Below are 25,632 nucleotides of genomic sequence, written 5' to 3'. Positions count from 1 at the left end.
CCAGAACGCTGCGATCCACCAAACCCTAGAGTCCCGTCGATAGACCACCGGCCGGAGAAGGATCTCAGCACGATACAAAACGGGCGGCCTAAGCCGCCCGTTCGGGTTCACGTATGCCTTTAGCTGGCGCTAGGGATTCCCGCCAGTGGATCGGTGATACCCATGACGTAGAACCCGATCAGGCCGATGCTGCCGGCCAGGATGAGGTAATACAGGGTCGGCAGCATGGTCTTGCGCAGGGTCACGCCTTCGCGCCCCAGCAGGCCCACGGTTGCCGAAGCCGCAACCACGTTATGGATAGCGATCATATTGCCCGCCGCCGCGCCAACCGATTGCAGCGCCACCATCAGCGCGCCGGACAGCCCCAGCAGGCCGGCGGTGTTGAACTGGAACTGTGACAACATCAGGTTCGATACTGTGTTGGAACCAGCAATAAAGGCACCGATCGCACCCACCGCAGGAGCGAAGAAGGGATAAACGTCGCCGACGCTGTTGGCCACCAGCTGCGCCATGGCCACAGGCATGGAGACCAGATCGGAGGTGTTGACGCCGGAGTTGATCAGGATTCGCACCATGGGAATGGTGAAGATCAGCACGAAGCCGGCACCAAGCAGCGTCTTGCTCGACTCGCTGATTGCCGCACCTAGTTCGCTGGCCTTCATCCGATGTAGGAAGAAGGTGACCAGCACCACCATGCAGAGAATCCCACCCGGCAGGAATAGCGGTTCCAGGGTGCCGGACACGCCGGTTTCACCAAGGATGTCCTTCCAGCCGAAGCTGACCGACATCAGCGCCGCCTTGACGTCTGGGAAGACTCGCGAGATCACCAGGAAGGCGGCGAGCAGCAGGTACGGGGCCCAGGCCATAGGTACCGAGATGGGCGTCTTGCCGGCCACATCTTCGATCTTCATCTCGATCTTGCCCATCCAGTCGGCAGGCCACTCGCTGGCCGGGGCGAAGTCCCAGGTTTCCTTCGGCAGCAGGAAGCCAGCCTTGGCAGCCGGCACAACGATGGCCAGACCCACCAGGGCGCCGATCATCGAGGGGAATTCCGGGCCGAGGAAGACGCCAGCGGCGGCATAGGGAATGACGAACGCCAAGCCAGTGAAGATCGCGAACGGCGCCATCGCCAGACCTTCAGCCCAGGATTTTTTGCGCCCGAAATAGCGGGTCAGGATGCACACCATGATCAGCGGCATCAGGATGCCGCACAGCGCGTGGATGATCGCGACGCGCGAGAAGATCAGATGGAAGAAGACCTCCCAGTTGCTGCCCACTGCCGCCAGTTGAGCACCGATACCCGTCTGATCGAGGCCGCCGCCGACCCCGACAATGATCGGTGTACCGACAGCGCCGAAGGATACCGGCGTGGATTGAACCATCATCCCCATGACCACGGCGGCCAGTGCCGGGAAGCCCAGCGCAACCATCAGCGGCGCGGCCACTGCGGCCGGTGTGCCGAAGCCCGACGCACCTTCGATGAAGCAACCAAACAGCCAGGCCACGATCAGCGCCTGTACACGCCGGTCAGGACTGATGTTGGAAAATCCCCGGCGAATCGCAGCGATGCCACCGGAATGCTTGAGGGTGTTGAGGAGAAGGATGGCGCCGAAGATGATCCAGAGGATCGCGGCGGTGAGGATCAGCCCTTGCAGCGTGGAGGCCAGGACCCGATTGAAGGTCATGTCCCAGGCCAGCAGGCCGATCAACGCAGTGAGCACGAAAACCAGCGGCATTGCGTACTTGGCTGGCCAGCGAAAGCCGATCAGCAGTACCCCCGCCAGCACCAGCGGCACGAAGGCCAGTATGGACAGCAGTGTCTGACTCATTGTTGGGTTCCTTGTTTTTTGTTGTGAACCACTTCTTTTCCGGGATATCCCGGCTCCCACGCATAGCTGACATGGAGACCACGTCAGCCTGAAAGACTGACCAATCAGTCACATTGGCCGGCCCCTCTTGCTCGAAAGCCCCGAACGCTAAAAGCGTCCGGGGCTCGTCAATCAATGGCGCTCAGATTTCATCTCAATCTTCCGTCCATCTGTCAGCTCGCCGATACCTTGCCGGTCGAATGAACTCAACTCTACAAACCAGTCGTGGGGCGAATTTATTCCCCGCTTCGGTATGACAGGCATCCGATCCGCTCAACCAGCCTGCTGCTTGAAGCGTTGACGCCAGGCGTGCAGCAGCGGCTCGGTATAACCGCTCGGCTGCTCGCGCCCCTTGAACACCAGATCGCACGCCGCCTGGAAGGCCGCTGACTGAGCATAGTCGGCTGCCATCGGGCGATAGACCGGATCACCCGCGTTCTGCTGGTCGACCACCTTGGCCATACGCTCCAGGGTTTCGCGAACCTGCGCCTCATCGACCACACCGTGGCGCAGCCAATTGGCCAGATGCTGACTGGAAATTCGCAGCGTGGCGCGGTCTTCCATCAGGCCAACATCATGAATGTCGGGCACCTTGGAGCAACCTACGCCCTGCTCTACCCAACGCACCACGTAGCCGAGGATGCCCTGGCAGTTGTTGTCCAGTTCCTGCTGGATCGCCTCGGGGCTCCAGTTACGGTCCGTCGCCACCGGAATGGTCAGCAGGTCATTGGTCAGCTGTTCGCGCTCGGAAGCCAGATCAATCTTCTCCAGATCTGCCTGAACGGCCTGTACGTCGACTTGGTGATAGTGCAACGCATGCAGGGTGGCGCCTGTCGGCGAAGGCACCCAGGCGGTGTTGGCGCCAGCCTTGGGATGCGCAATCTTCTGCTCGAGCATGGCGGCCATCAGGTCAGGCATGGCCCACATGCCTTTGCCGATCTGCGCCTTGCCGCGCAGGCCGCAATTCAAGCCGACCAGCACGTTGTTGCGCTCGTAAGCCTGAATCCATGGGGTGCTCTTCATGTCGCCCTTACGCAGCACGGCGCCGGCTTCCATGATGGTGTGCATCTCGTCACCGGTGCGATCGAGGAAGCCGGTATTGATGAAGGCCACGCGGTTCTTCGCGGCACCAATGCAGGCCTTGAGGTTCACGCTGGTACGACGCTCCTCGTCCATGATCCCGACCTTCAGGGTATGGCGCGGCAGGCCGATCAGATCTTCGACACGCCCGAACAGCTCGTCGGTGAAGGCCACTTCGGCCGGACCGTGCATCTTCGGTTTGACGATGTACATCGAGCCCGTGCGCGAGTTGCCCTTGCGCTGCTGGTCATGCTTGGCGATCAGGCTGGTGATCACACCGTCCATGATGCCTTCCGGGATCTCGTGACCTTCGCCGTCGATGATCGCCGGGTTGGTCATCAGGTGACCGACGTTGCGGATGAATAGCAGCGAGCGGCCATGCAGGGTCAGGTTCGAGCCGTCAGCGGCGGTGTATTCACGGTCGGCGTTGAGGCGACGGGTGATGCGCTTGCCCCCCTTCTCCAGGTCTTCGACCAGGTCGCCTTTCATCAGGCCCAGCCAATTGCGATAGACCAGCACCTTGTCTTCGGCATCGACCGCGGCGGTCGAGTCTTCGCAGTCCATGATGGTGGTGACGGCAGCCTCTACGACCAGATCTTTGACCCCGGCGGCATCGGTCTGGCCGATCGGACTGTTCGGATCGATCTGGATCTCGACATGCAGGCCGTTGTTCTTCAGCAGGATTGCCGTCGGCTCGACCGCTTCGCCCTGATGACCAATGAATTTCTCTGGCTGCTTCAGCCCGGTCACGTTGCCACTTTCGAGGGTGACCTTGAGTTGCCCGTCCTGCACGCGGTAGCTGACGGAATCGACATGGCTGCCTTCGGCTAGCGGTGCGGCCTGGTCGAGGAAGTTGCGCGCAAAGGCAATGACCTTGGCGCCGCGTACTTCGTTGTAGCCCGGGCCTTTCTGTGCGCCGTTCTCTTCACTGATAGCATCGGTGCCGTATAGCGCGTCATACAGCGAGCCCCAGCGGGCATTCGCAGCATTCAGTGCATAGCGGGCGTTGCCGATCGGCACCACCAACTGAGGGCCAGCCTGGGTCGCGATCTCGCTGTCGACATTGCTGGTGCTGATCTTCACCTCGCCCGGCTCGGGCTGCAGGTAGCCGATGGATTCCAGGAAGGTGCGGTAGGCCGGCATGTCGTTGATCGGGCCAGGATTGCTACGGTGCCAGTTGTCCAGTTCGGCCTGCAGGCGATCACGCTCGGCAAGCAGCGCGCGATTCTTCGGCGCCAGGTCGTGAACCAGCTGGTCGAAGCCGCTCCAGAAAGCGGCCGCATCGACGTCCGTACCGGGCAGGACTTCGTCTTCGACAAAACGGTGCAGGTTGGCCGCGACTTGCAGGCGGCCCAGGGTTACGCGCTCGGTCATGTTCTTCTCCTGAATTTCGTCGATCAGTTGGCGACTGCCGCGACGCCAGCCTTGGCTACTTGCGCATCCTGCGTAGCGGTAACGCCAGAGACGCCGACCGAGCCGATCACCTGGCCATCGACGATCACAGGCACGCCGCCTTCCAGCGAGCAGACCACCGGGGCGGACAGGAAGGCGTTGCGGCCACCGTTGACCATGTCCTCGTAGCCCTTGGTTTCGCGACGACCCACTGCAGCGCTGCGAGCCTTCTCCGTGGCGATGTAAGAGGCGACTGGTGCACAGCCGTCCAGACGCTCAAGCGCCAGCGGATGGCCGCCATCATCGGCGACCACGATGGTTACGGCCCAGCCATTGTTCTGTGCTTCGGTACGCGCGGCGGCAAGGATGTTGGCAACTTCGGTCTGGGTCAGTACGGCTTTGGTTTTCATGTGTTCTCCTGTCGAATTGGTCTGCGTCACGGCGCAAATGAAGTAGGCGCGAGGTGTTCCTCTATTCCTACGTTTTCTTCGTTACGCTCAATTGCGAGTTACAGCATCGCTTCCTCGACGATCTCGATCCAGTGCCTAACCGGCGTCCGGCCGGCACCATCGAGGTGCGTCTGACAACCGATGTTGGCGGTGACGATGACTTCCGGTTTGCCGCTTTCCAGCGCGGTGAGCTTGTTGTCGCGCAGCTGCTTGGACAGCACCGGTTGGGTAATCGAATAGCTGCCCGCCGAACCGCAGCACAGATGCGCATCGGGCACCGCTGTGAGCTGGAAGCCCAGTCGTGTGAGCACGTCTTCGACCGCGCCGCCGAGCTTCTGTGCGTGCTGCAAGGTGCACGGGCAATGAAAGGCCATGCGCTTGTCTGCTTTGACGTTCAACCGCTCGAGCTCGGCGCTACGCATCACTTCCACCAAATCCTTGGCCAGGGCGCTGACGCGGGCGGCTTTCGTCGCATACGCCGGATCGTCCCGTAACAGATGACCATAGTCCTTGATGAACGCACCGCAACCACTGGCGGTCTGCACGATGGCTTCTGCACCGCCTTCGATGGCCGGCCACCAGGCATCGATGTTACGCCGAGCGCGGTCGAGGCCGGCCTCCTGGGCGTTCAGGTGATAGTCCACCGCGCCGCAGCAGCCCGCTTCGCGGGCAGTGCTCACGCTGATACCGAGACGATCGAGCACGCGAGCCGTCGCAGCATTGGTGTTGGGCGACAGGCTTGGCTGCACACAACCTTCAAGCATCAGCACGCGACGCGCATGCAGCACCTGCGGTCGCGGCTTGGCCGGCGTGACTTGTCGCGGCATGTGCGCACGCAGCGTCGCCGGCAACAGCGGGCGCAGCGCATTTCCGGTGCCCAGCAGCGCCTTGAACAAACCTGGACGCGGGATGACGGTACGCAAGCCGGTGCGCAACAGGCGTTCGCCCGCCGAGCGCTGCACCTGCTGCTCCATGAAATCCCGACCGATATCCAGCAGGTTGTGGTACTGCACGCCAGATGGGCAGGTGGTTTCGCAGTTGCGGCAGGTCAGGCAACGGTCCAGATGGGTCTGGGTGCTCTCGGTGACTTCGCCACCTTCGAGCATCTGCTTCATCAGATAGATGCGCCCACGTGGGCCGTCCAGCTCGTCGCCAAGCAGCTGATAGGTCGGGCAGGTAGCGTTGCAAAAGCCACAATGCACGCAGGAGCGCAGGATGCTTTCGGCTTCCTCGGCACGGGGATGAAGCTTGGCTTGCTCGCTCAGATTGGTTTGCACGGCTTAAACCTCCGAATACATGCGGCCGGGGTTGAAGATCCCCTGCGGGTCCAGCGCGGCCTTGAGCTGGCGGTGGTAGCGCAGCAAGGGTTCGGCCAACGGTTGGAACGGGCTGGCCGTGGCGCCGGCGGTAAAGCACGTGGCATGACCGCCCACTTCGCTGACGATGGCGCGAATGGCTTGCGCATCGGCATCGGATTTCAGCCAGCGTTGAGCACCAGCCCAGTCGATCAGCTGCTCGCCGGGCAGGGCCAACACCGGGGTATCGGTGGGCAGCGACAGCCGCCACAGCGGACGGGCATCGCTGAAGAAATCCACTCGCTGTTCGCGCAAGTCATTCCAGTAGCCAACGTCCAGCGCCTCGCCACCAATGCGGTCGCAGGCAGCGTTGACCGAGCCTTCGCCTCCTTCCAGACGCAAATGCAGCGCATGACCATCATGGCTCGCCGCGGTGATCGGCACCGGCTGCTGCCCCCACTCGGCAAGCTTGAGCAGCGCACGATCGACCGGCATCTCGACCCGCAGGCTGCGGCACAGACGGGGCTTGGGCAGCACTTTCAGGGAGACTTCAGTGATCACACCGAGGCAGCCGAAGCTGCCGGCCATCAGCCGTGACAGGTCGTAGCCGGCAACGTTCTTCATTACTTCGCCACCGAAACGCAGGTGCTTGCCGTGGCCAGTGATGACCCGAGTGCCCAGTACGAAATCACGCACCGAACCACTCCAGGGCCGACGCGGCCCGGACAGGCCGGCCGCGATCATGCCGCCGACGGTAGCACCCTCGCCCAGGTGAGGTGGCTCGCAAGGCAACATCTGATTCGCCTCGTCGAGCGCGGCTTCCAGCTCCGCCAATGGCGTACCGGCGCGCGCGGTGACCACCAATTCGGTCGGGTCATAGGTGACGATGCCGCGATGGGCTCGGGTATCGAGCAGCGTGCCCTGCACCTCGCGGCCCAGAAACGCTTTGCTATTGCCGCCCTGAATGCGCAGCGGGGTATTGCTGGCCAACGCCTGGTTGACCTGATCGAGCAGCTGCTGGCTGTCGTCGAAGGAAACCGTCATCAGAAACGCTCCAGTTCAGGGAAGGGCAATTGCCCGCCGTGCACGTGCATGCCGCCGAATTCGGCGCAACGATGCAGCGTAGGAATGTTCTTGCCGGGATTAAGCAGCCCGCTGGGGTCGAACGCCTTTTTGACGGCGTGGAACAGCGTCAGCTCATCGGCGTTGAACTGAGCGCACATCTGATTGATCTTTTCGCGCCCCACGCCGTGTTCGCCGGTGATCGAACCGCCGACCTTAACGCAGAGTTCGAGAATCTTGCCGCCCAGAGCCTCGGCACGCTCCAGCTCGCCTTCGGTATTGGCATCGAACAGGATCAGCGGGTGCATGTTGCCGTCACCGGCGTGGAACACATTGGCTACGCGTAGGCCGTACTCATCCGACAGATCACTGATGCCCTTGAGCACGCCCGGCAGTTCGCGCCGCGGGATGGTGCCGTCCATGCAGTAGTAGTCTGGCGAAATCCTCCCGACTGCTGGGAAAGCGTTCTTGCGCCCGGCCCAGAACTTGACCCGCTCGGCCTCATCCTTGGCCAGCCGCACTTCGGTGGCTCCAGCCAGTTTCAGGACCTCGCTGACGCGCGCGCAATCGTCGACGACGTCAGCCTCGACACCATCCAATTCGCAGAGCAGGATCGCCTCAGCGTCCACCGGGTAGCCAGCATGGATGAAATCTTCGGCGGCGCGGATCGACAGGTTGTCCATCATCTCCAGCCCACCGGGAATGATGCCTGCGGCAATAATGTCACCCACCGCACGACCGGCTTTTTCCACCGAGTCAAATGCAGCCAGCAGCACCCTGGCGACCTGCGGCTTGGGCAGCAGCTTCACGGTGACCTCGGTGACGATGCCAAGCATGCCTTCGGAGCCGGTGAACAGCGCCAGCAAGTCGAAGCCGGGCGAGTCCAGCGCATCGGAGCCGAGCACCATGCGCTCACCCTCGACGGTGAGAATTTCTACCTTGAGCAGGTTGTGGACGGTCAGGCCGTATTTCAGACAGTGCACGCCGCCCGCATTCTCGGCCACGTTACCGCCAATCGAACAGGCGATCTGTGACGAGGGGTCGGGCGCGTAATAGAGGTCATAAGGCGCCGCGGCCTGGGAAATCGCCAGGTTGCGCACGCCAGGCTGAACCCGAGCGAAGCGACCAGCCGGATCGACTTCGAGAATCTTGTTGAAGCGCGCCATCACCAGCAGAATGCCCTGCTCAAGCGGCAGCGCACCGCCGGACAGCCCGGTTCCGGCGCCGCGAGCAACCACCGGTACGCCACGCTTGTGGGCGATTTTCAGTAGGGTCTCAACCTGCTCGATGCGCTCGGGCAGCACCACCAGCATCGGCGTGGTGCGGTAGGCGGACAGACCATCGCACTCATAAGGCTTGAGATCCTCGTCGCGGTGGAGGATATCCATACCGGGCAGCTGCGCCTGTAGATCGGCGAGCAACGCCGCCTTGTCGACTTTGGGCAGCTCACCATCGACGCGTTCGTCGTAGAGAATATTCATGGCAGTCTGTGCTCTTCGTTTTCACCGCAGCACGGCCAGCTGCGGTGGATTGACGCATCATTAGCCTTGCACCACCTGCCCGTCCATATTGAAAACCACTGGTCCTACCAGTTTCTTTCGCCAGAGTTTCAGCCGAACATGCGGAATGCGCCGAATATCGCGCGGTGCAGCTGTTCGCAACCCGTTTAAGGTACGATCCAGCCAAACTGGTCCTACCAGTTATGGGAGACCTTCAATGCTGATCGAAAACACCCAAGAACGTCGCCAGTTGGCGGACGTAGTAGCCGAGCGCATCGAGCGCCTAATCGTCGATGGCGTTCTTAAGGTCGGACAGGCGCTGCCATCGGAGCGACGCCTGTGCGAAAAGCTCGGTATTTCACGCTCGGCGTTGCGTGAAGGCCTGCGGGTGCTCAGGGGTCGCGGCATCATCGAAACTGCACAAGGACGCGGCTCGCACGTAGCCAAGCTATCTGGCGAACAAGATGCCAGCCCCTTGATGCATCTGTTCAACTCACAGCCGCGCACCCTGTTCGATCTGCTCGAAGTCCGCGCCCTGCTGGAGGGTGAATCGGCGCGACTGGCCGCGCTGCGTGGTACCGACGCTGATTTCATCCTGCTGCGCCGCCGTTACGAGGAAATGCTCGCCGCACACGCTGAAGAGGCGGCTGACCCTCGCGAGCATGCGCGCCTCGATCATGCCTTCCACCTGGCCGTGAGCGAGGCGTCACACAATCCCGTCCTGGTGCACACGCTGCAGTCGCTGACCGACTTGATGCTGTCCACGGTGTTCGCCTCGGTGAACAACCTTTACCACCGACCGATACAAAAGCGGCAGATCGACCGACAGCATTCACGGCTGTTTCACGCAATCACCGAGCGGCTACCGGACCAGGCCCAGCGTGCCGCGCGCGACCATATCCACAGCATTCGCGACAACCTCAAGGAAATCGAGCAGGAGGAGCAGCGCCTGGTTCGGGCGACGATGCGGTTAGAGGGGTGGACGTAAGAAAGCAGCTAGAAGCTAGAAGCTAGAAGCTAGAAGCTAGAAGCTAGAAGCTAGAAGCTAGAAGCTAGAAGCTAGAAGCTAGAAGCTGAAAAGTGTTCTGCTGAAGGCCTGATGGCACCTTTTCTTCCAGCCTTCAGCTTCAGGCTTCGAGCTGCTTTTCTCCCCCATGCTAGACTCGCCGCTTCTTTCCGCTAACTGTTACCGCTCGTGCCCGACTCTCAAGCCTGGTTGCCCGCCGACCACCTCTCCGCCCCGCTCGACAATGATCTGCACGACTGGCTGTATGTCGACAAAGGCTCGCTCACCCGTCGTCTTACCGATCTGGCCGAGGGCGCTTTCAGCGTGACCCCGCTGACCGAGGGCTGGCAGGCCCTTCGCGATGACGAATGCGCGGCGTTGGGTGTAGCTGAAGGAAGCCAAGGCTGGGTTCGTGAGGTCTACTTACGGGGCCATCAAGAGCCTTGGGTATTCGCCCGCAGTGTTGCCGCCCGCGAAGCCCTGGAACGGTCCGGTCTGGACCTTCCCCACCTGGGCAACCGCTCATTGGGCGAGCTGCTGTTCAGCGATCCCGCGTTCGCGCGCGGCCCGCTGCAAGCCCGGCGCTATCCCGAAGCCTGGCTGCCGCCGGATGTCCGTCAGCCTCAACTTTGGGCCCGCCGCTCCTGCTTCAGCCAGGAAGAATTGCGCGTTGTGGTTGCCGAAGTGTTTCTGCCAGCCTTGTGGCGAGCGGCACGGATCACTACGTGAATGCGGCACAGACTGCCGATATCCGCCTTTAACTGATCGGAGTTCTGCCGATGTATCAGAAGCTTCTGCAATCGAGCAATCGTCTCCACCCGCGTGCCTGGGACTTCATCCAGATCATGCGCCTGGATCGCCCGATCGGTACTTACCTGCTCCTGTGGCCCACGCTCTGGGCACTATGGATCGCGGGTGAGGGCTCGCCGAGCGTGAAGAATGTCGGGATCTTCCTGCTCGGCGTTATCCTGATGCGAGCCGCCGGATGTGTGATCAATGACTTTGCCGACCGCAACCTCGACGGTCATGTCAGCCGTACCAAGGGCCGGCCGCTGGCGACTGGCAAGGTATCGGTCAAAGAAGCCTGGATCCTGTTCGCCATCCTCGTTGCCCTGAGCTTTGTCCTGGTTCTGTTCACCAACGCAGCGACCATCTGGCTGTCCTTCGGCGCCCTCGGCGTTGCTGCGCTCTATCCCTTCATGAAGCGCTACACCTACTACCCACAGGTGGTGCTCGGTGCGGCCTTTTCCTGGGGCATGCTGATGGCATTTACCGCCGAACGCGGCGAGCTGCCGCCGGAAGCCTGGCTGCTGTTCATCGCCAATGTGGTCTGGACCGTCGGGTACGACACTTACTACGCCATGGCCGACCGGGACGACGATCTGAAAATAGGCATCAAATCTACCGCGATCCTCTTCGGCGAGGCGGACCGAATCATCATCGCCACGCTCCAGGGCCTCGCCCTCTTCTGTCTGATTCTCGCCGGCGTGCGCTTCGAGCTCGGCCAGTGGTTCCACCTCGGCCTGAGTATTGCCGGCGCCTGTTTCGCCTGGGAGTTCTGGAAAACCCGCTCACGCAAACCACAGGTTTGCTTCAAAGCCTTCCTGCATAATCATTGGGCGGGGCTGGCAATTCTCGCGGGAATTGTGCTCGATTACGCAATGAAGACGGCCTAGAGCCGATCCGCGCCGGTCTCACGTGCCGGACAGCTCTTTTTTGTCACATGGCTGCAACATTTCCGTTATCTAATGCCGAGCGACAAGAAACGGACCGAGAGCGGACATGAACGGCAAATGCATACTGATCGTCGATGACGAAGCGCCGATTCGGGAAATGATCGTGGTGGCGCTGGAAATGGCCGGCTACGAATGCCTCGAAGCGGAAAACACTCAGCAGGCCCACGCGCTGATCATCGACCGTCAACCGGACCTGATCCTGCTCGACTGGATGCTGCCCGGCACATCCGGCATCGAGCTGGCACGGCGCCTCAAGCGCGACGAAATGACTGCCAACACCCCGATCATCATGCTCACCGCCAAGGACGCCGAGGACAACAAGATCCAAGGCCTCGAGGTAGGGGCAGATGACTACATCACCAAGCCATTTTCGCCACGCGAACTGGTGGCGCGCCTCAAGGCGGTGCTGCGGCGTGCGGGCACCAGCGATAACGAAACGCCCATCGAAATTGGCGGCTTGCTGCTCGACCCCATCAGCCACCGCGTAACCATCGACGGTACGCCTGCTGACATGGGCCCGACCGAGTATCGGCTGCTGCAGTTCTTCATGACGCATCAGGAGCGTGCCTACACTCGCGGGCAGTTGCTCGATCAGGTCTGGGGCGGCAATGTGTATGTCGAAGAACGCACCGTGGATGTGCATATCCGCCGCCTGCGCAAGGCCTTGGGCGAAACCTACGAAAATCTCGTGCAGACGGTGCGCGGCACGGGTTATCGCTTCTCCACCAAGAGCTGAACGAAACCGCATTCCGAGGGAGGTGAAGCTTGCGCCAGTGCGCAGCCTTCACTCGACCCGAGCCGCCGAACGTTCGGCGTGGCAAGATTTCCAACCGACCCCAGGCGGCCTCAAGGAGCATTAGCGTGAACCAAGATTGGCAAGGTGCACTGGTGCGCCAACTGCTTGTGCTGTTGGTCGTATGCCTGCTGATCGGCCTGATTACTGGCGAGTATGCCTGGGCGCTGGTCGTCGGCCTGACTGGTTATCTCGGCTGGACGCTGCATCAGATGCGTCGCCTGCAGCAATGGCTCAAACGCAGCGAACACGATGAGCCGCCGCCGGACGGCCACGGTCTGTGGGGCGACATTTTCGACAATCTCTATCAGATGCAGCGCAGGGACCAGCGGCTGCGCAGCCAGCTGCAATCGGTGATCGATCGCGTGCAGGGTTCCACCACGGCGCTCAAGGACGCGGTGATCATGCTCGACAGTGAAGGCAATCTGGAATGGTGGAACCCCGCTGCCGAGCGCCTGCTGGGTTTGAAGCGGCCACAGGATGCCGGCCACCCAGTCAGCAACCTGGTGCGCCACCCGAGCTTCAAGGAATATTTCGACAGCGGCCGTCACGATGAGCCGCTGGAGTTGGCCTCCCCCGTCAACGATCGCCTCTGGCTGCAGATCACCATCACCCGCTACGGCAACAGCGAGCATCTGATGGTGGTGCGCGACATCACCCGCCTTCACCTGCTGGAACAGATGCGCAAGGACTTCGTCGCCAACGTTTCGCATGAACTGCGCACGCCGTTGACGGTGATTGCCGGTTATCTGGAAACCATGCTTGAGCATACCGACGAGATGCCATCGCGCTGGCCGCGGGCGCTGAACCAAATGAATCAGCAGGCCGGTCGCATGCAGCACCTGCTCAACGACCTGCTGCTGCTTGCCAAGCTGGAAGCCACCAATCCCCCAAACAACGGCCAACCGGTCAATATCGCCACTCTGCTGCAGTCGATCAAAAGCGATGCACAAGCTTTATCAGCCGATCAGAACCATGACATCCACCTCGAAGCCGATCCCATCCTGCTACTCAAGGGCAGCGAGTCCGAACTGCGCAGCGCGTTCTCCAATTTGATATTCAATGCGGTGAAGTACACCCCAAGCGAGGGTGAAATCCGCATCCGCTGGTGGTGCAACGAGTACGGGGCGCACCTCGCCGTTCAGGATTCGGGGATCGGCATCGAGTCCAAGCACCTGCCGCGCCTGACCGAACGCTTCTACCGGGTCGACTCCAGCCGCGCCAGCAATACCGGCGGTACCGGATTGGGCCTGGCCATCGTCAAGCATGTGCTGCTGCGCCACCAAGGTCGTCTGGATGTGGACAGCACGCCGGGCAAAGGCAGTGTCTTCACCTGTCACTTCCCGCTATCCCAGGTAACGGTTCGCTGAACATCAACCGTCACCTGCCGAGGGAGGGTTCGGATGCGCTCCTTGAAATAACCGGTAACCGGCCCCATTCTTGTGCCGTCGCCGACTACCCGAACCCCTCATGGACCCTTCCCCCAGTTTCGCAACCAGCTACGTTGCACCCTCCTATTTCGCCGATTTCGGCCTGATCCTCTTTGCCCTGTTTCTGGTCCTGCTCAACGGCTTCTTCGTTGCGGCAGAGTTCGCCATGGTCAAGCTGCGCGCCACCAAGGTCGAAGCCATCGCCAAGCAACATGGCTGGCGCGGGCACATCCTGCGCAAGGTTCACAATCAGCTGGATGCCTATCTGTCGGCCTGCCAGCTGGGTATCACCCTGGCCTCACTCGGCCTCGGCTGGGTCGGTGAACCGGCTTTCGCTCATTTGCTCGAGCCGCTGCTGGCATTCATCGGCATCGACAACGAAGCAGTGATCCACGGGATCGCCTTTTTCACTGCGTTTTTCATCATTTCCTACCTGCACATCGTCGTCGGCGAGCTGGCGCCCAAGTCCTGGGCGATCCGCAAACCCGAGCTGCTGTCCCTGTGGACGGCCGTACCGCTGTACCTGTTCTATTGGGCGATGTACCCGGCTATCTACCTGCTCAACGCCAGCGCCAACGCCATCTTGCGCGTCGCAGGGCAAGGCGAGCCCGGAAGCCATCACGAACACCACTACAGCCGCGACGAGCTGAAGCTGATCCTGCATTCCAACCGCGCGCTCGACCCGGCCAACCAGGACATCAAAGTGCTGGCCTCCGCCGTGGAGATGAGCGAGCTGGAAGTCGCCGACTGGGCCAACTCGCGCGAGGACCTGTTGCAGCTGGAGCACAGCGCATCGCTGTCGGAAATCCTCGACCTGATTCGTCGTCATAAGTACAGCCGTTACCCGGTATTCGATGCCGAGCAAGGGGATTACATCGGTCTGCTGCATATCAAGGATCTGCTGCTGGCGCTGGCCAGCGACGAGCAACTGGCGCAGCATTTCGATCTCACCGCTCTGCTGCGACCGCTGGAGCGGGTGCCCCGGCACCTGCCCTTGAACGCATTGCTGGATCAGTTCCGTCAAGGCGGCGCGCATTTCGTGTTGGTGGAGGAAGGCGACCACAAGGTGGTGGGCTTCCTAACCATGGAAGACGTGCTCGAAGTGTTGGTAGGCGACATCCAGGACGAACATCGCAAGACCGAGCGCGGCATCCTCGCTTATCAGCCCGGCAAACTGCTGGTGCGTGGCGACACGCCGCTGTTCAAGGTCGAAAGGCTGCTGAACGTCGACCTCGACCACATCGAGGCGGATACCCTTGCTGGCCTGATCTACGAAACCCTGAAACGCGTTCCGGAAGAGAACGAAGTGCTGCTCATCGAGGACCTGCAGATCGTCATCAAGAAGATGCGCGGTCCGAAGATCGTGTTGGCTAAGGTGCTGAAGCAGGAATAAGCGGCTGCAAACTGTAAGTGAGTTAGGGGGCAGTGCCGAAACGCCGGCCGGAGTTTCGACCGTTACTTGAAGCGTTTGGCTCGAAGCGTCCAGCTGCTTTTATTCCCCTCCCACCGCAAAATTCGGCAGGCTGTTGACCGGCTGGGAGAAGTCGAAGGGAATCGATTCGACCGCCAGGCCAACATTGCGCTGCACCACGAAGTGCAGATGCGGGCCAGTGCTATTGCCGGTATTGCCGGAGCGAGCGATGAGCGTTCCGGTATCGATCCGCTGGCCTTCCCGGACGCTCACCGAACCCTTCATCAGATGCAGGTAGACGCCCATGGTGCCGTCGTCATGCATGATCCGCACGAAGTTGCCCGCGGGATTGTTACCGCGCCCGCTCTGGCTGTTCTCGATCTTCACCACCATGCCGCCACGCGCCGCAATGATCGGCGTGCCTTCGGGCATGGCGATGTCTGCGGCGTAGCGCCCCTTGGGCGTGAAGTGGCTGTATTTACCATTGGCGCCCTGAGTCAGGCGGAACGGACCGCCGCGCCAGGGCAGCGGATAACGATAGGGTTTGGGTAGCAGGCGCGGATCGCCCAGCGCATGGCGCAGTTTGGGGGTGTATTTCAGCGGTTTTGAAGGGTCGAGCGGCGCCAGGGTCGCCAGACGGATCTGGCTGCGTGGCGGCAGCACCCAGCGAATCGGTTCATCCGGCACGCCGACGGCGTTCTGCACACCGGTCAGCTGGAGCTCGATATCCACCGGCGCGAAGAGATCATTGCGCACCAGCAAGGTTTCCCCGGCGGCATGCTTGCGCGTCTCCAGCTTCACCTGATTATCGAGCGTCTCGACCATGCGGTCGTTGAAGGTGAACACGCGCGCGCCGGGAGCGGCCTGGTCGCTGTAGGTGACCACGCCGTTGGCGTCTGTGTACTTGTAGATGGTCAGCGCCGATGCGGGCGATGCCAGCCAGCACGACACGAGACAGAAAAGGATGCGCCCCAACATAACGGCAGACTTCATAGGGTTATGTATTCAGAGCGCTGCAGACTAGCAGCGCAACGGGGCATGCGCGAGCCACCGACCGTCGGGCTGTGAAATCGTTCCAATGAACGCGATTGTTTCCGGACGAGCGGTTTCCAAAGAGCCGCCGCTGCGCCGGCTCAGGCGCCCGGTACGAAATGTCGCTGCGCGGTACCGCGGGCAATCAGCCGCGACAGGTAATCGAGCTTCTGGGGATCGCGGTCGACAAAACGGAAGGTCAGTTGCAACCACTCGGTGTCGGGTTTCGGCTCCAGCGCCGCAACGGCGTGCAGATAGCCATTCAGGCGCGCCACCTCGCCGCCCTCCCCCTGTTCCAGGTCGAGCACAGCGCTTTCCAGCACCTGCGGCAGATTCTCGCTGCGCTTGATGACCAGCAAACCCTCCTTGAGGCTCAATGCCTTGATGACGCAGGCCAGCGTCCCGGATGCCAGACGCAGCTGGCCCTGACCGCGTCCACCGCTCGACGCCGAGGGTTTGGGCGCGCTCGGCTGGATCAACGGCGCGGCGAATGCCGGCGAACTGACTGCGGCGGACGCAGGCTTGATCACCTCGGCCTTGCCGCCGGTAAGCGCGGCCAGCGAGTCGTTGGCCATACCGGTGGCGGTGGGCCTGACCGGCGCGCTGGCAGCCAGCGCATCGAGCTTGCCTGCGCGGCCCAGCGCCTTGCGGACCTTGGTGGTCAACTGTTCGTTGGAAAAGGGCTTGCCGATGAAATCGGATACGCCGGACTGGATCGCCTGGACGACGTTCTCCTTGTCGCCACGGCTGGTGACCATGATGAATGGCGTGGTGCTCAGTTTCTCGTGAGCGCGACACCAGGTGAGCAATTCGAGCCCGGACATCTCGGGCATTTCCCAGTCGCAGAGAATCAGATCGAAGCGGTCGCGATCGAGCATCTGCTGGGCCTTGCGACCATTCACCGCTTCCTCGATGCGGATACCCGGAAACTGGCTGCGCAGGCCTTTCTTCACCAAATCCCGGATGAAGGGCGCGTCGTCCACTACCAGCACACTGACCTTGCTCATCAATCGCTCCTGCTTGAATGGTGGCCAGCATAGCGGCAGCCGGCTTTTGAAAAAAGCACAGCCGACCAGCGTCGAGCTTCGGCCGTGCTCGGCGGGGTTCGAATCGGCTCTGAAGCGAGGCGAAGTGTCGCGAAACGGATGAGCTGACGGCATAACGTCAGCGTTGCGCCTGTTTATTTTAATTCACCGAACCCTAACGCAAGCGTCAACCTCGCGTGTTGCGTTGAATGAGGTGGCCTTACCCAGCCCATTCATTCGCCGCGGCCAGTTGCGTCTGGTCGTTCCCCTGCTACGTTTAGTTCTAAACAATAAAAACAAGAAGAGTCATATGTCGGACCGAGTGACCCTACCCCATCGACCTCGCCGTGCCAGCCAGGCACGGCGGCAGGTCACTACTTCCGGCGCTATTCCCGCCGCAACCCCAACAATTTTGTCATCGACACGCCCCATGGATCGCGCCCGCCACTGCGGCGCCCATCGGCGTCCGATCGTCGTGTTGATCGGCAGTCCCGACTGTCACCACCTGACTTACCGAACCGTCCAGTCTTGGCAGCCCACACGGGCCGTCTGTAAGCGGTCAACCCCTGCAAGGAGATAGGCGATGAAGCTTCTGGCAATTGCAACGGCAGCACTGAGCGCAGCGGCGGTGATTCCCGCGTCGGCAGCGGAGATATCCGATGGCAAGGTTAAAATCGGCATCCTCAACGACCAATCCGGCGTCTATGCCGACTTCGGCGGCAAATGGTCCTACGAGGCGGCGAAGATGGCGGCCGAGGATTTCGGCGGGACGGTGCTAGGCGCACCCATCGAGATCGTCACCGCCGACCATCAGAACAAACCCGACATCGCCTCGAACATTTCCCGTCAGTGGTACGACCGCGAGCAGGTCGACTCCATCATGGAGCTGACCACCTCCTCCGTCGCACTCGCGGTGCAGGGCATTTCCAAGGAAAAGAAGAAGATCAATCTGGTGACCGGCGCCGCCACCGCCGAACTGACCGGCAAGCAGTGCTCACCCTACGGTTTCCACTGGGCCTACGATACCCACGCGCTGGCAGTCGGCACCGGTGGAGCGCTGGTATCCCAGGGCGGCGATAGCTGGTATTTCCTCACCGCCGACTACGCCTTCGGCTACTCGCTGGAGGAGCAGACCAGCGCATTCGTCAAAGCCAAGGGCGGCGAGATCAAGGGTGCAGTGCGTCATCCGCTGGCGACCAACGATTACTCGTCGTTCCTCCTGCAGGCACAATCATCCGGCGCCGAAGTCATCGGCCTGGCCAACGCAGGAATGGATACAGCCAACGCCATCAAGCAGGCAGCGGAATTCGGCATCGTTGCCAGCGGCCAGCGTCTGGCGGCGCTGCTTTTCACTCTTTCCGAAGTGCACGGGCTCGGTCTCGCGGCGGCGCAAGGCCTGACGCTTACCGAGAGCTTCTACTGGGATCGTGACGACCAGTCCCGCGAATTCGGCAAACGTTTCTTCGAACGCACCGGCCGCATGCCGAACATGGTGCACGCCGGCACCTACTCGGGCGTGCTGCAGTACCTCAAGGCAATCGACAAGGTCGGCACCGATGAGACCGAAGCGGTCGCCAAGGCCATGCACGAGATGCCGGTTAACGACCTCTTCGCCCGCGATGCCAAGGTCGGCGCCAATGGACGCCTGATCAGCGACGTCTATCTGATGGAGGTGAAGAAGCCGGACGAAAGCAAGGAGCCCTGGGATTACTACAAGGTGCTCGCCACGGTGCCGGGCGATGAGGCGTACATCAAACCAGCCGAGAGCGGCTGCGATCTGGTCAAGCAATAAGCATGGCGGCCAGCATGGGCAACGCAGCCGGGGAAGCCGTGGCTTCCCCGGGCGTCGACGACCAGCCGCGCGTCGTGCTGTCGGCGCGTGGGTTGCGCCGCGATTTCGGTGGGTTCGTGGCGGTGAACAATGTCGATCTGGACGTCCATCACGCCCGGGTCCACGCGCTGATCGGTCCCAACGGCGCGGGCAAGACGACGGTATTCAATCTGTTGACCAAGTTTCTGCAGCCATCGAGCGGCCGCATCAGGCTGCTCGACCAGGACATCACTCGCACCGACCCGGCCAAGGTGGCCCGTATGGGACTGGTACGATCTTTTCAGATATCCGCGGTGTTTCCGCATCTGAGCGTACTGGAGAACGTCCGCGTGGCGCTGCAACGGCCCGGCGGACTGGCCACTCAGTTCTGGTTGCCGCTGCGCTCGTTGAACCGGCTGAACGAGCGCGCCATGGCGCTGATCGAGTCGGTCGGCCTGCAGGATGCATGCAACAGACCCGCCGCGGATCTTTCCTACGGGCGCAAGCGCGTGCTGGAAATCGCCACGACCCTGGCGCTGGAGCCGAAGGTGCTGCTGCTCGATGAACCCATGGCCGGCATGGGCCACGAAGACGTGCATACGGTGTCCGACCTGATCCGTGAGGTCGCCCGCGACCGCGCCGTGCTAATGGTCGAACACAACTTGAAAGTCGTCGCCGACCTCTGCGATCAGGTCACCGTCTTGCAGCGCGGGGAAATCCTCACCTCGGGCGATTACCGCAGCGTGAGCCAAGACCCGCGCGTCCGCGAAGCCTATATGGGGACCGAAGATGAGTGAGGCGACCCCACTGCTGAGCGTTCGCGAACTGAACGCCTGGTATGGCGAAAGCCATGCCCTGCACGGCATCGACCTGGACGTGCATCAGGGCGAGACCGTGACGCTGCTTGGCCGCAACGGTGTCGGCAAGACTACGGCGCTGCGTTCGATTATGGGCATCATCCGCAAACGGACCGGAACGATTCAGTTCGATGGCCGAGACATGATGCGCGTGCCGCTGCACCGAACCGCTCATACCGGGATGGGCTTCGTGCCGGAAGAACGCGGCATCTTTGCCACCCTGACGGTCGAGGAAAATCTCACCCTGCCGCCAATCATCGCCCAGGGCGGCATGAGCGTCGGCGAAATCTACGAGCTGTTCCCCAATCTCAAGGAACGCCGCCATAGCGCCGGGACCAAGCTTTCGGGTGGTGAACAGCAGATGCTGGCCATCGCGCGAATCCTGCGTACCGGAACCAAACTGCTGCTGCTCGACGAACCCACCGAAGGCTTGGCACCGGTGATCGTCCAGCGCATCGGCGACGTCCTGCTGACCCTCAAGCAGCGCGGCATGACCATCCTGCTGGTGGAACAGAACTTCCGTTTCGCCAGCAAGGTCGCCGACCGCTTCTATCTCGTCGATCACGGAAAGATCGTCGACAACTTCCATGTCAGCGAGCTACCCGATCGCATGACGATACTCAACGAAACCCTGGGGGTCTGATGACCGAGATCTTCGGCGTACCCATTCAGGCCTTTCTCGGGCAATTGCTGATCGGCCTGATCAACGGATCGTTCTACGCCATGCTCAGCCTTGGCCTGGCGATCATCTTCGGCCTGATCAAGGTGATCAACTTCGCCCACGGCGCGCAGTACATGATGGGCGCCTTCGCCGGTTATCTGCTGCTGGCGGTACTGGGCATCGGTTATTGGCCGGCGCTGATCCTGGCACCGCTGATCGTCGGCCTGGTCGGCGCGGCGGTCGAGCGGCTGGCGCTATCGCGCCTGTACAACCTCGATCATCTCTACGGCCTGCTGTTCACCTTCGGCCTGGCCCTCGCACTGGAGGGCGCGTTCCGCTACTACTACGGCTCGTCCGGCCAGCCCTATGGGGTGCCGAGCCTGCTGTCGGGCGGCTACAACCTCGGCTTCATGTTCCTGCCCAAGTACCGCGCCTGGGTCGTGCTGGCCTCGCTGCTGATCTGCCTGGGTACCTGGCTGCTGATCGAAAAAACCAAACTCGGCGCCTATCTGCGCGCGGCGACCGAGAACCCGACACTGGTGCGCACCTTCGGCATCAACGTGCCGCTGCTGCTGACCTTCACCTACGGGCTGGGCGCCGGACTAGCGGGGCTGGCCGGAATTCTCGCGGCGCCGATCTACCAGGTCAGCCCGCTGATGGGCTCAAACCTGATCATCGTGGTGTTCGCGGTGGTGGTGGTGGGCGGCATGGGCTCGATCCTCGGCGCGATCATCACCGGCTACCTGCTCGGCATCCTCGAGGGGCTGACCAAGGTGTTCTACCCAGAGGCCTCCAACATCGTGATTTTCGTGGTCATGGCGATCGTGCTGCTGATGCGCCCCGCGGGCCTGATGGGAAGGGATGGCTGATATGCAAGCGACCGCAACGTCCGCAGCAAAGCGAAAGCATTGGAATCCGGAAAGGATTCTGATCCTGCTCGGCATCGTCGCGCTGGTACTGGCGCCGCTGTATTTCTACCCCGTGTTCCTGATGAAGGTGATGTGCTTCGCCCTGTTCGCCTGCGCGTTCAATCTGCTGCTCGGTTACACCGGCATTCTCTCGTTCGGCCATGCCGCGTTCTTCGGCGGCGCCGCCTATTTCACCGCCCATGCGGTCAAGGAATGGGGCCTGACGCCGGAACTGGGCATCTTGGTCGGCGTGGTCGGCGCCGCGTTTCTGGGCTTGGTGATCGGCTTTCTGGCGATCCGCCGGCAAGGCATCTACTCGACGATGATCACCCTGGCGCTGTCGCAGATGTTCTTCTTCTTTTGCCTGCAGGCGCCCTTCACCCACGGCGAAGACGGCATCCAGGGCATTCCGCGCGGCCACCTGTTCGGCCTGATCGATCTGAAAGAGCCGCTGAGCATGTACTTCTTCGTGCTGGCGGTGTTTCTGCTGGGGTTGTTGGCGATCTGGCGCATCATCAACTCGCCCTACGGCATGATCCTCAAGTCGATTCGCGAGAACGAAAACCGCGCCATTTCCCTGGGCTATTCGGTGTCCCGCTACAAGCTCGGCGCCTTCGTCATGTCGGCGGCGCTGGCCGGGCTGGCCGGCGGGTTGAAGGCGCTGGTGTTCCAGTTCGCCACCCTCACCGATGTCAGTTGGCAGATGTCCGGTGAAGTGGTGCTGATGACGCTGCTCGGCGGCATCGGCACGCTGGTCGGCCCGGTATTCGGCGCCGCGCTGGTGACTACGCTGGGCAACTATTTCGCGACCTCGGAGCTGCCGGTCACGCTGGTAACCGGGATCATCTTCATGGTCTGTGTGCTGATCTTCCGCCGCGGCATCATTGGCGAGCTCTACGCTTCCCGGCTGGGACGCAAGATCGAAGGTTCGCGCGACGAGTGAATCAGTGACCTTCCAGATGCGCATGCAGCGCGACGAACTGCTGGGTCAGCTTGTGCCGCGGATCGAAATGAATCAGCGGCACGCAGACCTGATGCGACTCACGCATCCGCACCGAACTCATCAGATGCACCGGCAGCACCGGCAAACCGTCCGCCAGCAGCTCGTCGATCATCTGCTGCGGCAGCGCCGCCCGCGGCTGAAACTGATTGACCACGATGCCCTCGACTTGCAGCCCCTCGTTGTGGTCTTCCTGTAGATCGTCGATTTCGTCGAGCAGGCTGTACAGCGCCTGGCGAGAAAAGCTGTCGCAGTCGAACGGAATCAGGCAACGGTCCGCCGCGATCAATGCCGATACCGTAAAAAAATTGAGGGCAGGCGGCGTATCGATATAGATCCGCTCGTATTCTTCTGAGAGGCTTTCCAGCAGCTTTCGTAGCTTGTTGATCTTGTGCTTGGCTTCGAGCTTCGGTTGCAGATCCGCCAACTCGGCGGTGGCGCCGACCAGATGCAGATTATCGAAGCGGGTCTCGCTGATCGGCGGCCGCGCCTTTTTGCCCGCTGCGCCACCGGCGAGTATCTGTTTGAAGTAGTCGGCGATGCCGGTGGGCAGATCGCCCCCCGCCAATCCGCTGAGGTAATGGCTGGAGTTAGCCTGGGCATCGAGGTCCACCAGCAAGGTGCGATAACCCTCGGCCGCGCTCACCGCCGCGAGATTGCAGGCAATGCTGGACTTACCAACACCGCCTTTCTGATTGAACACTACCCTGCGCATGCCCGACCTCCCGAAACACAATCGGTCGAGTCTATAGCGCAAATGTGACAGTCAGGTTATCGCCCACGAAGAACCCGACCAAAGTCCGATATCAAACCGCCACGGGCGCCTTGATGTGCGGATGCGCTTCATAGCCGACCAGTTCAAAATCCTCGAAACGGAAGGCGAACAGGTCCTTGACCTCGGGATTGAGCTTCATTGTCGGCAGCGGCAGCGGCTCACGCGTCAGCTGCAAATCGGCCTGTTCCAGATGATTGGCGTACAGATGGCAGTCGCCACCACTCCAGATGAACTCGCCCGGCTGCAAGTCGCAGACCTGCGCCACCATCAGCGTCAGCAGCGCATAGCTGGCGATGTTGAAGGGCACGCCGAGGAAGATGTCCGCCGAGCGCTGGTACAGCTGGCAGCTGAGCTTGCCGTCAGCGACGTAGAACTGGAACAGCGCATGGCACGGCGGCAGCGCCATCTGGTCGACCAACGCGGGGTTCCAGGCCGATACGATCAGGCGGCGGGAGTCTGGATTGCTCTTGATCATCTCGATCAGCTTGGCGATCTGGTCGACCGATTCCCCATTGGGCGCCGGCCAGTTACGCCACTGATAGCCGTAGACCGGTCCGAGTTCGCCATTCTCGTTGGCCCATTCGTCCCAGATGCGCACGCCGTTTTCCTGCAGATAGCGCACGTTGGTATCGCCCTGAAGGAACCACAGCAGCTCATGAATGATGGATTTGAGGTGGCACTTCTTGGTGGTCACCAGCGGGAAACCATCGTCCAGGTCGAAGCGCATCTGGTAGCCGAACACGCTGTAGGTGCCGGTGCCGGTGCGATCGCTCTTGAAAGTGCCGTTCTCGCGCACATGGCGCATCAGGTCGAGATACTGTTTCATCGATGGGCTCGAAGCGGGCGCCGAGGCGCGGTGAAAGGAAACCTGTGAATAGTAAGAGCCCGCGCCCGGCTTGTCTCGCGCTTGGCGACAAGCCGGGCGCGTGGCTCAGGCCGATGCCTTGGCCGGGGCGCTGCGGTAGCCCCATGCGATCATGCCGAGGCCGATCAGCACCATCGGCACACACAGCACCTGCCCCATGGTCAACCAGCCGAAGGCCAGGTAGCCGAGTTGTGCATCGGGCACTCGCACGAATTCGACGATGAAGCGGAAGATGCCATAGCACACCGCGAACAGCCCGGACACCGCCATGGTCGGGCGCGGCTTGCTCGAGTAAATCCACAGAATGACGAACAGCGCCACGCCTTCCAGCGCGAATTGGTAGAGCTGCGAGGGATGCCGCGCGAGTTGCTGCGGATCGGTGGGGAACACCATCGCCCAAGGCACATCCGTCGCCTTGCCCCACAACTCGGCATTGATGAAGTTGCCAATGCGCCCCGCGCCCAGGCCGATCGGTACAAAGGGTGCGATGAAATCCATCAGCTGGAAAAAGCTTTTGCCGTTACGCCGCGCGAAGATCCAGGTGCACAGCAACACGCCGATCAGGCCGCCATGGAACGACATGCCGCCCTTCCAGACCTGCAGGATCAAACTCGGGTCGTTGAGGTAGGCTGCCAGATCGTAGAACAGCACGTAGCCCAGCCGCCCGCCGACGATCACGCCCATGGCGACCCAGAAGACGAGATCGGAGAGTTTGTCCTTGTTCCAGCTGGAGTCGAAACGATGCAGCCGGCGCGACGCGAGCAGCCAGGCGCCGCCAATGCCGATTAGGTACATCAGGCCGTACCAGTGAATCTGCAGCGGTCCGAGCGAGACAGCTACTGGGTCTATCTGCGGATAAGGCAACATCCGGGTTTCCTCAGATCAAGAAGTTGATACCAACGCAAAGCAGCAACAGCGCAAACAGGCGCCTGAGCATCGGCGCCGACAGCCGATGCGCCAGCTGCGCACCGATGCGGGCGAAAAACATGCTGGTTATCGCGATACCCACCATTGCCGGCAGATAGACGAAACCGAAGCTCCATTCCGGCAGATGCGCATCCTGCCAGCCGACCACTACAAAACTCAACGCACCGACGAGGGCGATGGGCAAACCGCAGGCCGCGGACGTCGCGACCGCCTGCTGCATCGGTACGCTGCGCCAGCTGAGGAAGGGCACTGTCAGTGAGCCCCCGCCAATCCCGAAGATCGCCGAAGCCCAGCCAACCACCACGCCCGCCAGCGTCAACCCAGGCTTGCCAGGCACGCCAGCGCTGGCCTTGGGCTGCAACGAGAAGGCCATCTGGATCGCCATGGCGATGGCGAACACGCCGATGATTTTTTGCAGCATCGGCCCTTGAATCGAGGCGGCAGTAACGCTGCCCAACGCAGCGCCGAGCAGGATGCCGAGGGTCATCCACAGCACCACCGGCCATTGCACCGCGCCCTTGCGGTGGTGGGCCAGGATCGAATTCAGCGAAGTGAAGATGATCGTCGCCAGCGATGTGCCGACGGCCAGATGGGTCAGTACCTGCTGATCGAAACCTTGCAGGGTAAAGCTGAACACCAGCACCGGGACGATGATCATCCCGCCACCAACACCGAACAGCCCGGCCAGCACACCAGCGAATCCGCCAAGCAGCAGATAAAGCACGAACTCCATCGGACCGTCCCAAAAAAC

23 protein-coding genes are annotated in these 25,632 nt (G+C 61.7%); 11 read left to right on the top strand and 12 right to left on the bottom strand.

Annotated features, from left to right (window positions below; genetic code table 11):
• Positions 1–119: 119 nt before the first annotated feature.
• The 6 genes from NA647_RS04575 to glcD all read right to left on the bottom strand — a co-directional run bounded on the left by NA647_RS04575 (position 120) and on the right by glcD (position 8,627).
• Positions 120–1,829, bottom strand: coding sequence for an L-lactate permease (locus NA647_RS04575; RefSeq protein ID WP_256056612.1), 1,710 nt, complete (start codon positions 1,827–1,829; stop codon positions 120–122).
• 312 nt (positions 1,830–2,141) lie between these two features.
• The gene (locus tag NA647_RS04570) at positions 2,142–4,322 is read right to left on the bottom strand and encodes a malate synthase G (RefSeq protein ID WP_256056611.1); all 2,181 of its coding nucleotides are present in this window, start codon (positions 4,320–4,322) and stop codon (positions 2,142–2,144) included.
• A 23-nt stretch (positions 4,323–4,345) separates the two neighbouring features.
• Positions 4,346–4,750 (bottom strand): heme-binding protein, encoded by a 405-nt coding sequence (locus tag NA647_RS04565; protein WP_256056610.1) that lies wholly within the window; start codon positions 4,748–4,750, stop codon positions 4,346–4,348.
• 98 nt (positions 4,751–4,848) lie between these two features.
• A complete protein-coding gene (glcF, locus tag NA647_RS04560) occupies positions 4,849–6,066 on the bottom strand; it encodes a glycolate oxidase subunit GlcF (protein WP_256056609.1) in 1,218 nt (405 codons plus the stop codon).
• A gap of 3 nt (positions 6,067–6,069) precedes the next feature.
• Positions 6,070–7,128 (bottom strand): glycolate oxidase subunit GlcE, encoded by a 1,059-nt coding sequence (gene glcE / locus NA647_RS04555; RefSeq protein ID WP_256056608.1) that lies wholly within the window; start codon positions 7,126–7,128, stop codon positions 6,070–6,072.
• Positions 7,128–8,627 carry a glycolate oxidase subunit GlcD gene (gene glcD / locus NA647_RS04550; protein ID WP_256056607.1) on the bottom strand — a complete coding sequence of 500 codons (1,500 nt, stop codon included), beginning with the start codon at positions 8,625–8,627 and terminating at the stop codon, positions 7,128–7,130. Before glcD ends, glcE begins: the two co-directional genes overlap by 1 nt.
• Before the next feature lie 235 nt (positions 8,628–8,862).
• On the opposite strand from glcD, the gene glcC reads away from it, so the two are divergent.
• The 6 genes from glcC (at position 8,863) to NA647_RS04520 (ending at position 15,003) form a co-directional block, all read left to right on the top strand.
• Positions 8,863–9,633 (top strand): transcriptional regulator GlcC, encoded by a 771-nt coding sequence (glcC, locus tag NA647_RS04545; RefSeq protein WP_256056606.1) that lies wholly within the window; start codon positions 8,863–8,865, stop codon positions 9,631–9,633.
• A gap of 207 nt (positions 9,634–9,840) precedes the next feature.
• On the top strand, positions 9,841–10,380 hold the full coding sequence (locus NA647_RS04540) for a chorismate--pyruvate lyase family protein (RefSeq protein ID WP_256056605.1): 540 nt from the start codon (positions 9,841–9,843) through the stop codon (positions 10,378–10,380).
• A gap of 50 nt (positions 10,381–10,430) precedes the next feature.
• Positions 10,431–11,327: a 4-hydroxybenzoate octaprenyltransferase gene (ubiA, locus tag NA647_RS04535; protein ID WP_256056604.1), complete on the top strand. Its 897-nt coding sequence runs from the start codon at positions 10,431–10,433 to the stop codon at positions 11,325–11,327.
• A 106-nt stretch (positions 11,328–11,433) separates the two neighbouring features.
• On the top strand, positions 11,434–12,123 hold the full coding sequence (phoB, locus tag NA647_RS04530) for a phosphate regulon transcriptional regulator PhoB (RefSeq protein ID WP_256056603.1): 690 nt from the start codon (positions 11,434–11,436) through the stop codon (positions 12,121–12,123).
• Between the two features lie 125 nt (positions 12,124–12,248).
• Complete coding sequence (gene phoR, locus NA647_RS04525) at positions 12,249–13,550, top strand: phosphate regulon sensor histidine kinase PhoR (RefSeq protein WP_256056602.1); 1,302 nt, start codon at positions 12,249–12,251, stop codon at positions 13,548–13,550.
• Between the two features lie 100 nt (positions 13,551–13,650).
• Entirely contained in the window at positions 13,651–15,003 is a 1,353-nt protein-coding gene (locus NA647_RS04520; protein ID WP_256056601.1) for a hemolysin family protein, read from the top strand.
• A 99-nt stretch (positions 15,004–15,102) separates the two neighbouring features.
• On the opposite strand, the gene NA647_RS04515 is transcribed toward NA647_RS04520, so the two are convergent.
• Both NA647_RS04515 and NA647_RS04510 read right to left on the bottom strand, forming a co-directional pair.
• The gene (locus NA647_RS04515; protein ID WP_256047824.1) at positions 15,103–15,999 is read right to left on the bottom strand and encodes a peptidoglycan DD-metalloendopeptidase family protein; all 897 of its coding nucleotides are present in this window, start codon (positions 15,997–15,999) and stop codon (positions 15,103–15,105) included.
• A gap of 155 nt (positions 16,000–16,154) precedes the next feature.
• Positions 16,155–17,060, bottom strand: coding sequence for a response regulator (locus NA647_RS04510; RefSeq protein WP_256056600.1), 906 nt, complete (start codon positions 17,058–17,060; stop codon positions 16,155–16,157).
• 601 nt (positions 17,061–17,661) lie between these two features.
• Between NA647_RS04510 and NA647_RS04505 the strand changes: the two genes are divergently transcribed.
• Genes NA647_RS04505 through NA647_RS04485 form a run of 5 tightly spaced genes read left to right on the top strand, consistent with a single transcriptional unit; the run spans position 17,662 to position 22,257 of the window.
• Positions 17,662–18,870, top strand: coding sequence for an ABC transporter substrate-binding protein (locus tag NA647_RS04505; protein WP_256056599.1), 1,209 nt, complete (start codon positions 17,662–17,664; stop codon positions 18,868–18,870).
• Positions 18,871–18,872: 2 nt separating this feature from the next.
• Positions 18,873–19,685, top strand: a complete 813-nt coding sequence (locus NA647_RS04500) for an ABC transporter ATP-binding protein (RefSeq protein ID WP_423836457.1) — start codon at positions 18,873–18,875, stop codon at positions 19,683–19,685.
• On the top strand, positions 19,678–20,388 hold the full coding sequence (locus tag NA647_RS04495; RefSeq protein ID WP_256047674.1) for an ABC transporter ATP-binding protein: 711 nt from the start codon (positions 19,678–19,680) through the stop codon (positions 20,386–20,388). Before NA647_RS04500 ends, NA647_RS04495 begins: the two co-directional genes overlap by 8 nt.
• Positions 20,388–21,275, top strand: a complete 888-nt coding sequence (locus NA647_RS04490; protein ID WP_256056598.1) for a branched-chain amino acid ABC transporter permease — start codon at positions 20,388–20,390, stop codon at positions 21,273–21,275. Before NA647_RS04495 ends, NA647_RS04490 begins: the two co-directional genes overlap by 1 nt.
• Before the next feature lies 1 nt (position 21,276).
• Positions 21,277–22,257 (top strand): branched-chain amino acid ABC transporter permease, encoded by a 981-nt coding sequence (locus NA647_RS04485; protein WP_256056597.1) that lies wholly within the window; start codon positions 21,277–21,279, stop codon positions 22,255–22,257.
• A gap of 1 nt (position 22,258) precedes the next feature.
• Here the strand turns inward: NA647_RS04485 and NA647_RS04480 are convergent, their stop codons facing one another.
• From NA647_RS04480 to NA647_RS04465, 4 genes are all read right to left on the bottom strand, one after another.
• Positions 22,259–23,029 carry a ParA family protein gene (locus NA647_RS04480; protein ID WP_256056596.1) on the bottom strand — a complete coding sequence of 257 codons (771 nt, stop codon included), beginning with the start codon at positions 23,027–23,029 and terminating at the stop codon, positions 22,259–22,261.
• A gap of 91 nt (positions 23,030–23,120) precedes the next feature.
• Positions 23,121–23,915 (bottom strand): thymidylate synthase, encoded by a 795-nt coding sequence (locus NA647_RS04475; protein ID WP_256056595.1) that lies wholly within the window; start codon positions 23,913–23,915, stop codon positions 23,121–23,123.
• Positions 23,916–24,020: 105 nt separating this feature from the next.
• Positions 24,021–24,821, bottom strand: a complete 801-nt coding sequence (gene lgt, locus NA647_RS04470) for a prolipoprotein diacylglyceryl transferase (protein WP_256056594.1) — start codon at positions 24,819–24,821, stop codon at positions 24,021–24,023.
• Between the two features lie 10 nt (positions 24,822–24,831).
• Positions 24,832–25,614 (bottom strand): sulfite exporter TauE/SafE family protein, encoded by a 783-nt coding sequence (locus NA647_RS04465; protein ID WP_256056593.1) that lies wholly within the window; start codon positions 25,612–25,614, stop codon positions 24,832–24,834.
• Between the last annotated feature and the right edge of the window lie 18 nt (positions 25,615–25,632).

It is taken from the genome of Stutzerimonas stutzeri (genome assembly GCF_024448985.1).
GTDB classification, from domain to species: domain Bacteria; phylum Pseudomonadota; class Gammaproteobacteria; order Pseudomonadales; family Pseudomonadaceae; genus Stutzerimonas; species Stutzerimonas stutzeri_AP.
The sequence above is the reverse complement of the archived record's forward strand: the minus strand, read 5'-3'. Positions and strand labels throughout refer to the sequence as shown.